Origin of the sequence: Aliiroseovarius sp. PTFE2010, assembly GCF_049943335.1 — a bacterium.
Classification (GTDB): Bacteria; Pseudomonadota; Alphaproteobacteria; order Rhodobacterales; family Rhodobacteraceae; genus JBNFVY01.
On record NZ_JBNFVY010000001.1, the window covers coordinates 644135 to 657212 of the forward strand.

At 60.5% G+C, this 13078-nt stretch carries 11 protein-coding genes; 9 read left to right on the plus strand and 2 right to left on the minus strand.

The annotated features are described in order from the left end of the window. Positions 1-38: 38 nt before the first annotated feature. The 4 genes from ACP2AV_RS03120 (at position 39) to pcaF (ending at position 4344) form a co-directional block, all read left to right on the plus strand. Positions 39-1652 (plus strand): acyl-CoA synthetase, encoded by a 1614-nt coding sequence (locus ACP2AV_RS03120; protein WP_426371192.1) that lies wholly within the window; start codon positions 39-41, stop codon positions 1650-1652. A gap of 93 nt (positions 1653-1745) precedes the next feature. Continuing rightward, complete coding sequence (locus ACP2AV_RS03125) at positions 1746-2453, plus strand: 3-oxoacid CoA-transferase subunit A (RefSeq protein WP_426371193.1); 708 nt, start codon at positions 1746-1748, stop codon at positions 2451-2453. Continuing rightward, a complete protein-coding gene (locus ACP2AV_RS03130; RefSeq protein ID WP_426371194.1) occupies positions 2450-3118 on the plus strand; it encodes a 3-oxoacid CoA-transferase subunit B in 669 nt (222 codons plus the stop codon). The genes ACP2AV_RS03125 and ACP2AV_RS03130 overlap by 4 nt, the downstream gene beginning before the upstream one ends. Positions 3119-3138: 20 nt before the next feature. Next, on the plus strand, positions 3139-4344 hold the full coding sequence (gene pcaF / locus ACP2AV_RS03135) for a 3-oxoadipyl-CoA thiolase (protein WP_426371195.1): 1206 nt from the start codon (positions 3139-3141) through the stop codon (positions 4342-4344). A 14-nt stretch (positions 4345-4358) separates the two neighbouring features. Here the strand turns inward: pcaF and ACP2AV_RS03140 are convergent, their stop codons facing one another. Both ACP2AV_RS03140 and aroQ read right to left on the minus strand, forming a co-directional pair. Then, positions 4359-7139 (minus strand): methyl-accepting chemotaxis protein, encoded by a 2781-nt coding sequence (locus ACP2AV_RS03140; protein WP_426371196.1) that lies wholly within the window; start codon positions 7137-7139, stop codon positions 4359-4361. Positions 7140-7261: 122 nt separating this feature from the next. Next, on the minus strand, positions 7262-7705 hold the full coding sequence (gene aroQ, locus ACP2AV_RS03145) for a type II 3-dehydroquinate dehydratase (protein ID WP_426371197.1): 444 nt from the start codon (positions 7703-7705) through the stop codon (positions 7262-7264). Between the two features lie 178 nt (positions 7706-7883). Here aroQ and ACP2AV_RS03150 point away from each other — a divergent pair, with 178 nt between their 5' ends. From ACP2AV_RS03150 to ACP2AV_RS03170, 5 genes are all read left to right on the plus strand, one after another. Next, positions 7884-8723 carry a helix-turn-helix domain-containing protein gene (locus ACP2AV_RS03150; RefSeq protein WP_426371198.1) on the plus strand — a complete coding sequence of 280 codons (840 nt, stop codon included), beginning with the start codon at positions 7884-7886 and terminating at the stop codon, positions 8721-8723. Continuing rightward, the gene (locus ACP2AV_RS03155; protein WP_426371199.1) at positions 8720-9718 is read left to right on the plus strand and encodes an ArsJ-associated glyceraldehyde-3-phosphate dehydrogenase; all 999 of its coding nucleotides are present in this window, start codon (positions 8720-8722) and stop codon (positions 9716-9718) included. The genes ACP2AV_RS03150 and ACP2AV_RS03155 overlap by 4 nt, the downstream gene beginning before the upstream one ends. 2 nt (positions 9719-9720) lie before the next feature. Beyond that, entirely contained in the window at positions 9721-10968 is a 1248-nt protein-coding gene (gene arsJ, locus ACP2AV_RS03160) for an organoarsenical effux MFS transporter ArsJ (protein WP_426371355.1), read from the plus strand. A gap of 170 nt (positions 10969-11138) precedes the next feature. After that, the gene (locus ACP2AV_RS03165) at positions 11139-11612 is read left to right on the plus strand and encodes a hypothetical protein (protein ID WP_426371200.1); all 474 of its coding nucleotides are present in this window, start codon (positions 11139-11141) and stop codon (positions 11610-11612) included. A gap of 14 nt (positions 11613-11626) precedes the next feature. Then, the gene (locus tag ACP2AV_RS03170; protein ID WP_426371201.1) at positions 11627-12877 is read left to right on the plus strand and encodes an imelysin family protein; all 1251 of its coding nucleotides are present in this window, start codon (positions 11627-11629) and stop codon (positions 12875-12877) included. Positions 12878-13078 lie beyond the last annotated feature (201 nt).

A 13078-nucleotide genomic window follows, 5' to 3' on the forward strand; every position in this document is an offset into this window, starting at 1 on the left:
CTGCTAGCTTTCGCTCGATTCAAACGACGGAGGACCCGATGCGCGCCCAATATGACGCTTTGCCGCGAAATACCGCGAACCACGTTCCGCTTACGCCGATATCGTTCTTGAACCGCACTGCAGCGGTCTATCCGGATCGCCCGGCCGTGGTGCATGGGGATCATCGCTGGACCTATTCCCAGTTCGCCGCGCGCTGTCGGCGGCTGGCCTCGGCGCTGGTGCGGCGCGGAATTGAACGCGGCGATACCGTAGCAATCATGGCCCCCAACATTCCCGCCTTTGTCGAAGCGTCCTTTGGGGTGCCGATGGCGGGCGCTGTTCTGAATTCGATCAACACGCGGCTGGACCCGGAAGCCGTGGCTTTTATTCTTGGACACGGAGAAGCGCGGATCATACTGGTCGATCGCGAACTTTCGGCCGTTGTGGCCCAGGCGGTTGACCAGATGGATACCCCGCCCGAGGTGTTCACCATCGACGACCCGCTCGCCGAGCATGGGGATATGCTGGGCGGTGACTATGAGGCGCTGCTGGCCGAAGGCGACCCGGACTTTGCGGGTGTGATGCCCCAAGATGAATGGGACGCAATCGCCCTGAACTACACCAGCGGTACGACCGGCGATCCCAAGGGCGTCGTCTATCACCATCGGGGCGCCTATCTGAACGCGATGGGCAATGCGATGACCTGGGCGATGCCCCATTTCCCAGTCTATCTTTGGACCCTGCCGATGTTCCATTGCAACGGGTGGTGTTTCCCTTGGACGATTACCGCGCTGGCCGGCACCCATGTCTGTCTGCGCGCGGTAGAAGGGCCCGCAATCCTGGACAGCATCGCGGCCAATGGGGTTACGCATCTGTGCGGCGCGCCCATTGTCATGAGTATGATGGCGCAGGTCCCCGCCGACCAGCGCCCGTCCTGGGACACCCAGGTCAAGATGATGACAGCCGGGGCCGCACCGCCCGCAGCCGTGATTGCCGGAATGGACGATCTGGACATCGAAGTGACCCATGTCTACGGACTGACCGAAGTATACGGCCCCTGCGTGGTTTGCGCCTGGCACCCCGAATGGTCCGACAAGCCCCCAGCAGAGCAGGCCAAAATCAAGGCGCGTCAGGGCGTAGCCTATCAGGTGCAAGAAGGCGTCATGGTCGCCGATCCCGATACTTTGGCGCCTGTGCCCTGGGACGGCGAGACGATGGGCGAGATCATGATGCGCGGCAACGTTGTCATGAAGGGCTATTTGAAAAATCCCGAAACGACCCAAGCGTCTTTCACGGGCGGCTGGTACCACACCGGCGATCTGGCCGTGCAGCACCCCGACGGCTATGTCGAGATCAAGGACCGTTCGAAGGACATCATCATTTCGGGCGGCGAAAACATCTCGTCGATCGAGATCGAAGACGTGCTCTACACCTTCCCCGGCGTGGCCGTAGCCGCAGTTGTCGCGAAGCCGGATACAAAGTGGGGTGAAACGCCCTGTGCCTTTATCGAAATGAAGCCCGGCCATTCCGCAACGCCAGACGAGGTGATTGCCTATTGTCGCGAACACCTGGCCCATTTCAAATGTCCCCGCCACGTGCTGTTTGAAGAGATCCCCAAGACGTCGACCGGCAAGATTCAGAAGTTCACATTGCGACAGCGCGCCGCCAGTTAGGGCCCGTACAGCAACCGGCCATTTCGCCTTTCCGCTTGCCCGCCGTGATATGCAGTCCTAGACAAGCCCTGCAGGCGGCGGGAGGCGCAGGTGATGGACAAGCAATTGGCAACATTGGCCGAAGCGGTGGCCGATATTCCTGACGGCGCCACGATCATGATCGGGGGCTTTGGCGGGTCGGGCGGGCCGGTCGAACTGGTGCACGCGCTGATAGACCAGGGGGCTAGGGACCTAACCATCATCAACAACAATGCCGGGGCCGGGGCAGTCGGCATCGCCGCGCTTCTGGACCAGGGGCAGGTGCGCAAAGTGATCTGTTCCTACCCGCGCACATCGGACCCGCGCGCGTTCAACGCCCGTTACCGCACGGGCGAGGTCGAATTGGACATTGTCCCCCAAGGCACGCTTGCCGAACGCATTCGCGCCGGGGGGGCTGGAGTTCCGGCGTTCTACACGCCGACGTCCGTTGGCACCGAGCTTGCCGAAGGCAAACCGACAGCAACATTTGACGGGCGCGACTACGTGCAGGAACGTTGGCTAAAAGCCGACTACGCCCTGCTAAAGGCGCGCGAAGCCGACAATCACGGCAACCTGACCTACAATCTTGCAGCAAGGAATTTTTCGCCCGTCATGGCGACAGCGGCCAACGTGACCATTGTGCAGGCCGAATCCGTCGTGCCGCTGGGCGGTATCCACCCCGAACAGGTTGTCACACCCGGAATTTACGTTGATCGGGTTGTCCATGTACCCGACGCCGCGCAAGAAGAAGTGCTGGTCCAGCAGGGCGCGCGTTACCCATGACCAAGCTGACGAATGCACAAATCGCCTGGCGCGTGGCGCAGGACATTCCCGACGGGGCCTATGCCAACCTTGGCATCGGCTTCCCCGAAATGGTTGTCCAGTACAAGCCCAAGGGGCGCACGGTGATTTATCATTCGGAAAACGGCATCCTCGATTTCGGCGAACGCCCGGCCCAAGGCCAAGAGAACTGGGATCTGATCAACGCAGGCAAGAAGCCCGTGACGCTGAACCCCGGGGCGGCGATTTTTCATCAGGCGGACAGTTTCGCCATCGTGCGCGGCGGGCACCTCGATGTGGCGGTGCTTGGCGCGTTCCAGGTGTCTGCCCGGGGTGATATCGCCAACTGGAAGCGTGACCCGAACGATATTCCCGCCGTCGGCGGCGCGATGGATCTTGTGCACGGTGCAGGCGAGGTGTTCGTGATTGCCGAGCACGTGACCAAGCAGGGCGAACCCAAGTTGGTGGAACAATGCAGTTTTCCGCTGACCGGGGTGGGCTGCGTGACGCGTGTGTATACCTCGCTCGCGGTGATTCATATTTTCGCGCAGGGGTTCGTCCTGCGTGAAAAACTGCCATCGATCAGTTTTGACGATCTTCAATCGGTCACCGGCGCGCCGTTGCACGTCGAAGGCGACGTGGCCGACCTGATCGTGCCAGACCTCTAAACCAACTATCGGAGACCTCAATGACCGAAGCTTTCATTTGCGACTACATTCGGACCCCCATCGGCCGTTTCGGGGGGGCACTGTCTGCCGTCCGGGCCGACGATCTGGCCGCCGTTCCGCTTGCCGCGTTGATGGACCGGAACGCGGGCGTCGATTGGGACGCGATCGACGATGTGGTCTATGGCTGCGTCAACCAGGCCGGCGAAGACAACCGCAACGTCGCGCGCATGGCCCTGCTCTTGGCCGGGCTCCCCGAGACTGTCTCGGGGTCAACCGTCAATCGTCTTTGCGGTTCGGGCATGGATGCGCTGATTTCGGCGGCGCGTGCCATCAAGGCCGGCGAGGCCGACATTATCATCACCGGCGGGGTGGAATCGATGTCTCGCTCGCCCTTTGTGATGCCCAAGGCGACAGCCGCCTTTTCCCGCAACGCCGAGATTCACGACACGACCATCGGTTGGCGGTTCGTGAACCCGCTCATGGAAAAGATGTACGGCACCCATTCCATGCCCGAGACGGCCGAGAATGTCGCCGAAGAATTTAGTGTATCGCGCGAAGATCAGGACAAGTTCGCCGCGGCGTCTCAGGCCCGTGCCGTGGCCGCGCAAGACAATGGGCGTCTGGGCGAAGAAATCGTGCCAGTCACCATACCCCAGCGCAAAGGCGACCCGGTCGTGGTGGACAAGGACGAGCATCCGCGCGCCGGAACCACAGCGGAAAAGCTGGCCAAGCTGCCGACACCGTTCCGCAAGGGGGGCACTGTCACTGCGGGCAATGCTTCGGGTGTGAATGACGGTGCGGCAGCGCTGATCGTGGCCTCCGAGGCTGGAATGAAACGGCACGGGCTGACCCCGATTGCGCGGATCGTCGGCGGGGCCGCTGCGGGCGTTCCACCCCGGATCATGGGGATCGGTCCGGTGCCGGCCACCCAAAAACTCTGCGCGCGACTGGGACTCACCCCAAGCGATTTCGACGTGATCGAATTGAATGAGGCATTTGCTGCGCAGGGTCTGGCTGTGTTGCGCGAATTGGGCATTGCCGACGACGCGGCCCATGTGAACCCCAACGGGGGGGCGATCGCACTTGGTCACCCGCTGGGCATGTCGGGCGCGCGGATTGCCGGGACGGCGGCGCTCGAGCTGGGCAAACGCGGCGGCAAGATGGCCCTGGCCACCATGTGCATCGGGGTGGGCCAAGGCATCGCGGTTGCGCTGGAACGGGCCTGACAGAGGGCAGGCGGTCAGGACGCTTCGGCCAAACCGCCTGCTTGATCTTCGTTCGACGGGGCAGCGCCAGCTGTGGACGAATTCGTAAACCGGCCCACGATGTCCTGCAGGACCGAGGCTTCGTGGGTCAGTGATTGGCTGGCGGCATTGGTCTGTTCGAACATCGCTGCGTTTTGCTGGGTCGTTTGGTCCAGCTGGTAGACCGAAGAATTGATCTCTGAGATCCCGGTCGATTGTTCCTTGGCCGACGTTGCGATGGTCGAAACCAGGCCCGAAATTTTCGAGACTTCGTGCACGATTGTCTCAAGCGCATCGCCGGCCTCGTCGACCAGACTGACACCCTCAGCCACATGCTGACCGCTTTCCGAGATCAGGATGCTGATCTCGTGTGCGGCGTCGGACGAACGCTGGGCCAGCGCCCGGACTTCCGATGCGACCACGGCAAAACCGCTCCCCGCTTCGCCGGCTCGGGCAGCTTCGACCCCGGCATTGAGCGCCAGCAGGTTGGTCTGGAACGCGATGTCATCGATCAGACTGATGATCGTAGATATCTTCTGCGAGCTTTGTTCGATCTGGCCCATCGCGTCCACGGCCTGGCGCACAACGACAGATGACTTTTCTGCATTGGACCGGGTCGTCGCGACCACCTTGTCCGCTTGTTCCGCGCCTTCTGCAGCGGATTGAACCGAGCTGGTCAACTGCGTCAGTGCAGCGGCGGTTTCCCCAAGCGCGCTCGCGGCCTGCTCGGTCCGACGCGACATGTCGCCGGCAGCCTGCGTAATCTCGCCGGAATTGGAAAAAACGGTTTCAGAGCTGTCGGTGATGCGTGCAATGACATCATCCAGGGTTTCGACCGCTTCGTTGAAATCCAGTCGAAGCTGTTCGTACCCCTCGCCGAACTCTTCGGTGATCCGGGTCCGCAGGTCGCCCGCAGCCAACCGTTTGAGCGCGCCGGCCAGGGTTGAGACGATCTGCGCCTGCGCGGCCATGTGCGCCTGACGCTCTTCGTCGGCTTCGCGGCGCATGCGATCACGTTCAGCCAGTTCGGCCGCGACACGGGCGCGTTCCTGCGCTTCGCGCGCGGCGTCTTCTGCGCGCAGTTCGTCTTCGCGTTGGCGTTCTTTTTCGGCAGCCAGGCGTTCGGCCTCATGACGCGCCTTTTCGGTGGCCTTTGCGTTGGCGTCCAACTGCTCTTTCTCGATCAGGTTCGTGCGGAAAACGCGCAGGGCCGATGCCATGCGGCCAATCTCACCCTTTGCGCGGTCCAGCCCGGTGATTTCAGACTTGTCGCCCTGTGCAAGACGTTCGGTTGTTCGGGTGACGCGGCCCAGGGGACGGGCGATCATGACATAGGTGATGATCGGGGCCAAGACGAACAGAACCAGGGCTGCAATCCCGATCATTTGCATCATGGACCTGGCTTCGCTCACCATGGTTTCGATTCCGTAGGCGGCCTGCGTGATGTCCGAAATGGCGGCGTGTTCCATGTTGCCACTGAAATCGGACATGCTCTGCATCGTTGAAACGGCGGATGCAGCAAGCGCGATGGCACGCTTGTGCGCTTCAATTTGATCCGTCCGGTCTGCGGCGATTCCGACGCCTGGATCAGACGCGGCCAGCAACGCGGTGACCTTGGCCTGCAGGTCGGGCAAGAGGGTCGTGGCCCCTTCGAGGACCTGCGATCTTATGTCGAGCAGGTGCTCTTGCTTTTCAGAGACATCCTTGATCGACGGGGCCGCCGCGATTTCCAGGGCGGCAGACAGGAAATCTTTCACCGAAGCATCCAACAGCGCAAGGTCGCGCAGAGCTTGGACCTGTTCATCCAGAAGCGATTGGATGGACGACGCATTTCGCGCCTTGGCGTCTTCGCTATGCTGCACGAGAGCGTCTTCCAAAGCCGCTGTCATCGGGTCCAGAATAGCTGCGGCCTGATCACGTACGTCCATGAAATCAAAGGCGCTGACCGATGTGATGTCGCCGCCAAGGGCGACGGCCAACGTGTCGCGCAATTCACGTACCGCGTCGATCTGTTCGCCCGCCATGTCATTGAGGGCCATGTAGGGGATCGCTTCGCTCAGACGCACAAGTGACGCGTTTCCAAGATCTATCAGTGTATTGCGCAAGGCCCGGGGTTCGCTGTCGACAATGGCGATGCCGATGCCGGAGAGGAAATTGATTTCGGAGCGGATGGCCAATGCTGTCTTGAGGGCACCGAAGTCTTCTTCGACAAGGTTTGTCAGGGTTTCCTCTACTTCGACCATGGTGGCGTTGCCGCCGATCATCATGTCGAAATACGCATCGTTCGCCGCGTCTTCGACTGCAGTGCTGACCTCGCCCGCCATCGTAATCAACTGTTCGACGCTGGATGCAATGGCCGCACTGCGGCTGAGCTCTTCGGTCCGCGCGGCGCCCAGATCCCGTAATTGGATGGCAGTCTTGTCAATAAGGGCCCGCAATGTCTGGCCCTCGGTGCCCGAAAGCTCTTGCGCGGTTTCGTGTGCGCTGGTCAGTGCGGTGGTCGCTTTTTCGACCTCTCTGGAAAGGCCCTCTGGTTCGTCCATGGACAACATGGCCGACAGGCTGTCTTTCACGATGCCCGAATTGCGTTCAATCTCGTAGTTGAACACCACCATTGGCAACGCATCCTTGCTGAAGGCGTCCACTTCATCAGAGATGTTGCCAAGCATGACATTGCTGAGCAGAACAGCCGCGGCCGTGGTTGACGACATGGCCAGAAGAATAAGCGATATTTTCGCAGAAACGCTGTGCAGCCATTGGTTTAGCAAGTTGCGCATCTTGACCCCATATGTCCTTTGAAACCCGCGACCACATGGCCGAACAGACTTCTGAAAAGAACGAATGGATCCTTAGATTTGATGAATGCGCGCCGGTTTCTTGCGCAATTGCAGTGTTTTGCTCAGCGCTGACGTAACGTTTCGGCCAAGTGCCGCAGGGCCGCGCTGTATCCGGCTGTTCCCAGCCCCGCGATGACGCCATCGGCGCGTAGCGACACATAAGAATGTTGCCGAAAGCTTTCGCGCTTGTGCACATTTGAAATGTGCACTTCGATCACCGGGCCGTCAAAAGCGCTGAGTGCGTCCAGAATGGCGACGGACGTGTGGGTGTAGGCTGCAGGGTTGATGATGATCCCGGCGGCCTTGTCGCGGGCTTCGTGGATCATCTCGACAATCTCGCCCTCGTGGTTCGATTGGCGGAAATCGATGGCCAGGCCCAGATCCTTTGCCTGCGCGGCGCAGGCTGCCTGAACGTCGTGCAATGTCTCGTGGCCATAAATTTCGGGCTGGCGTTGTCCCAGCAGGTTCAGGTTCGGCCCGTTCAGGATGAATATCGTCTGGGTCATCGGTGTCTCGCTGCATCGTTTGCGCCTGCTTAATGTACCGAGGCGATGAAACAAAGACCCGTAGGGTCGCCCGCGACCATTTGCAAATGTGTGTTGCCGGCGGGGCGCGCGGGGCGTGTCATGAAAAATTCACAAGTGGATGCGTTGAAAATCCATTCATTTCCAATATTCATGAATTATGGAAGATATGATTCTGAGCCGATTGACCATTCTGGGCCATCCCCAACGCATGGCGGTGCTAAGGTTGCTCATGCGCCGCTATCCAGACCAGTTGCCGGCAGGCGAAATTGCCACCGTGTTGCGGCTCAAGGCGAACACGCTGTCAATATACCTGTCGGCTCTGCGCGAAGCGGGCCTGATCTCGCAGCAGCGGCGGGGCAAATCGGTGCTTTGCCAGGCCAATGTCATGGGGGTGCAACAGATCGTCGATTACCTGTTCATCGACTGCTGCCGCGGGCGAGCCGACCTGTGTTTGCCCGAGGCCCAAACCAGGATGTCAAAATTGTCGGACGGACGCTACAACGTGCTCTTCATCTGTGTCGGAAACTCGGCGCGGTCGATCTTTGCCGAAGCACTGCTGCGCAAGATCGGCGGTGACCGGTTCAACGCCTATTCCGCAGGGACCAAACCGAATTCTCAGTTGAACCCGACCGCGCTAGAGATGTTGGGTGACAAAGGGCACGACCTGACGCGGCTTCGCGCAAAGACCGTCGCAGAATTCCAGGGCCCGGATGCCATCGCGATGGATTTCGTGTTCACGGTTTGCGATCAGGCCGCAAATGAGGACTGTCCGCCATGGCCGGGCCAGCCCATTAGCGCCCATTGGGGCATGCCAGATCCGGTCAAGGCAACCGGCTCGGATGCGGAAAAGACCCTGGCGTTTCAACAGGCCTACGGCGCACTCAAACACCGGATCGAAGCGTTCACGGCCTTGCGGCCTGACCAGTTGAACCGTCAGTCGCTGCAGGACGCTGTCGACCAGATCGGCCAACACACCAACACAATGGAAATTGAATGACTGTATATGCGATCAACGGCCTCGGCCGAATGGGAAAACTCGCCCTTAAACCGCTGTTGGAACAGGGCGCGAAGGTGGCGTGGATCAACGATGTGGTGGGCGATCCAGCGATGCACGCGCATCTTTTGGAATTTGACACGGTGCATGGCCGCTGGGACGCGGCGTTTTCGCATGACCAAAACAGCATCACTATAGACGGTACGCGCATCCCGGTGTTCACAACGCGGTCACTCGATGATTTGCCCCTGGACGGGGTTGATGTGGTGATCGACTGCACCGGCTATTTCAAGACCGAAGCCCGCATTGCCCCCTATTTTGAGGCAGGAGTGAAAAAGGTCGTCGTGTCTGCCCCGGTCAAGGACGGCGGCGCGGTCAACATCGTGATGGGCGTCAATCACGAAACCTATGATCCCGCGCGCCACCACATCGTCACGGCGGCAAGCTGCACGACCAACTGCCTTGCCCCCGTGGTCAAGGTCATCCACGACGCGCTGGGTATCAAGCATGGCTCGATCACCACGATCCACGACGTCACCAACACCCAGACCATCGTGGACCGCCCGGCCAAGGACCTGCGGCGCGCGCGTTCAGCGCTGAATTCCCTGATCCCCACGACGACCGGCAGCGCCACGGCCATCACGCTGATTTATCCCGAACTGACGGGCAAGCTGAACGGCCACGCGGTGCGTGTGCCGCTGCTCAACGCGTCGCTGACCGATTGCGTGTTCGAGGTGGACCGGGCCACCACGTCCCAGGAAGTGAATGCGCTGTTCGAAGCTGCCGCGAACGGGCCGCTGAAGGGGATTTTGGGCTACGAAACCCGCCCGCTGGTATCGACCGACTATGTGAATGATGCGCGCTCTTCGATCGTGGATGCGCTGTCGACTATGGTCATCAACGGCACACAGGTGAAAATCTATGCGTGGTACGACAACGAATGGGGCTATGCGCATCGGCTGGTCGATGTGGCGCTGATGGTGGGAGCAGCGCTGTGAGCATGACGGACGAAAAATCTGACGGGTTGGCTGCCTATATCACGGTAACGGCTGCCTATTGGGCGTTCATGCTATGCGATGGTGCGCTACGGATGTTGGTGCTGTTGCACTTTCATACGCTGGGATTTTCTCCGGTTCAGCTGGCCTACCTGTTCGTGCTGTACGAACTGGCCGGGATTGTCACCAATCTCAGCGCGGGTTGGATTGCGGCGCGGTTCGGGCTGACATCGACGCTCTATGCGGGGCTGGGGTTGCAGGTTTTGGCCCTGGTGGCCTTGTCGGCGTTGGATCCTGCGTGGTCGGTCACAGCGTCTGTGGCTTTCGTGATGGCAGTGCAGGGCGCGTCCGGTGTGGCCAAAGACCTTTCGAAAATGAGCGCCAAGTCCGCCGTCAAGCTGCTGGCGCCCACCGAAGGGGGCGGGCTGTTTCGATGGGTGGCGCTGCTGACAGGATCGAAGAACGCCGTCAAAGGGCTGGGTTTTTTCGTCGGCGCGGTAATGCTGGGCGCGATCGGCTTCCAGGGATCGCTGTGGATCATGGCAGCGCTCTTGGCGGTGATCCTGCTAGGTGTCGTGCTGAAAATGCCTATTGGGTTGCCACAGGGCCGCAAGGACGCAGAATTCCGCGAGGTGTTTTCTGACAACGCCAACGTCAACTGGCTGAGCGCGGCGCGGGTGTTTCTGTTCGGCGCGCGCGACGTGTGGTTCGTGGTCGGCATTCCGATCTATTTCTACGCCGTGCTGTCGGACGGCTCCGAAGCGGGCAACCGCGCTGCGTTTTTCACGATCGGAATGTTCATGGCGCTTTGGGTGATCCTTTACGGCGGGGTGCAGGCGGTCGCGCCACGGGTTTTGCGCGCGACCAGTCGCACGCAGGCCGAAATCGTCGCCGCGGCCCGTCATTGGGTGGCCGCTTTGATCGCCGTTCCACTGGTGTTGGCCGGGCTGGTCGCTTGGGCGGGCGCGCCGGCACCATTGCTGACCGGGGCGCTGATCGTGGGGCTTCTGATCTTCGGGGCACTGTTCGCGGTAAATTCATCGCTGCATTCCTACCTGATTCTGGCCTTCACGCGGGACGAACGCGTCACAATGGACGTGGGCTTCTACTATATGGCCAATGCCACCGGGCGGCTGATCGGCACGGTTCTGTCAGGGCTGAGCTACCAGCTGGGCGGGGTCGCGGCATGTCTGGCCACGGCGGGCGTGATGCTTGCGTTTAGCTGGCTGGCGGTGCGCAAGCTGCGCGGCTGATCAACACAACATCTGGATCGGGTTTTCTTGGTGCTGCGAAGGCGGGCCCATTTTTGTGGCTGAGTTTTTCAGTCAGGAATTGACAATTCCGAGTAATTTAATCAGATAAGAAAGGCAGACGGAATCACGCCAGCGCATTTGCAAGCCTTTCGAATTATTTGGAGACGGGTATGACGCGACAAATCCGCAAGAGCGAACTTTGTCATCCACGAGGGGCCGCACCTGTGGGGGTCTTGGCTGATCTGGGCAGCATCGAGGCGGCCGCCGTGACGCTGCTACGTCGTTGGTGCGATCGCGAGCGTGAAGAGATCCTGACCGAATTCGAAGCCTCATTGGGTGCAGAAGGCGCCAAGGCTGTCGCGGCCTTTCAGGAAATCCTGTCATTGTGCAGTCAGCATGGCCGTCGTCCGTTGATGAGGCACGATGCTACTTGCGCCTGCGTTGGCTCGGACGAAGCGTGGTTTGCCAATTTTATCGGGGCCGCAAGCGAAGGGGCCCGTGAAGAAGCTCTGTTGATCGCAACCGTCATCGTGCGCGCCGACATGGCACCGTTGCTGGCCGCCTATGCCGAGCACGTTGGACTGTCCTTGCGGCGCATGGCGCTGCTTCGGGACCGCCCCGCGAACCAAATGAAATATCACTAAAGGGACAGACCCGAATGAAACGTACACTTACCCTTCTGGCCATGACTTGCGGCGCGCCTGCATTTGCCGGCCCGGCTGACGTCTTGGTCACCTATGCCAATATTGCACATGCAGGTTACGAAGACAGCCTTCACACCGCCCAAGGCCTGCGCGACGCTATCGACGCGCTGTTGGCGAAACCGTCAGACGCGACTTTGCAAGCGGCCCGCGCTGCGTGGATACAGGCCCGCGTGCCCTATCAGCAGACCGAAGTGTTCCGCTTTGGCAATGCGATCGTGGATGACTGGGAAGGCAAGGTGAACGCGTGGCCGCTGGACGAGGGCCTGATTGACTATGTGGATGCGTCCTATGGCGGGGCGAGCGATGAAAACGAATACGCCGCGCTGAACGTGATAGCCAACCCCAGCTTTACCCTTTCAGGCGAAACCATCGACGCAAGCCAGATTACACCCGAACTGATCGAAGGCACCCTGCAAGAGGCCGACGCAGTCGAAGCAAACGTGGCTTCGGGCTATCACGCGATTGAATTCCTGCTCTGGGGGCAGGATCTGAATGGCACCGACCACGGCGCGGGCGACCGGCCCTACACTGATTACGCCGCGGGCGATGACTGTACCAATGGCAACTGTGACCGCCGCGGGCAGTACTTGCGCGCTTCGACCGATCTTCTGATCAGCGATCTGGAATGGATGACCGCGCAATGGGCCGACGGCGGCGCCGCGCGTCAAGCGGTGACGGGCGACGAGCAGGCCGGGCTTGTGGCCATCCTGACTGGAATGGGCAGCCTGTCATACGGTGAACAGGCCGGCGAACGGATGAAGCTGGGCGTCATGTTGAACGACCCCGAAGAGGAACATGACTGTTTTTCGGACAACACCCATAACAGTCATTTTTACGACGGGCTGGGCATTCGGAACGTCTATTTCGGGGAATACGTCCGCGCGGATGGCACGATCGTGACGGCCGAAAGCCTGTCTTCGCTGGTGGCCGCGGCGGATGCCGATGTCGATGCCGCGCTGCGCGCGTCGCTGAATGCGACGATGGTCGAGCTGGGCCAGATCAAGGCCGCAGCCGAGGCCGGGTTCTCGTATGACCAGATGCTTGAACAGGGCAACGCAGACGGCGAGGCGCTGATCATGTCGGCGGTCGACGCACTTGTTGCCCAGACCCGTGATATCGAACGCGCTGTGACCGCACTCAACCTCGATCAGATCGGATTTGAAGGCTCGGACAGTCTTGATGATCCGAACGCAGTGTTCCAATAAGGCCGAAAAGGACATTCGTTGTTTCACGCAGATCGGGAAAGTGAGTTTACCGCAAAAAGCCTGTTTTGGCCGACCTGCAGGGCTATGGAAGGTTGGGGTGTTGGCAACATCCCAGCCAATTCACGGGTGGAAAGCGCCGAAGGTTTCGCGCCAAACCGTCAAGCTGACTGGACGGAACATTTGTCGGGACGGTCAATCAGG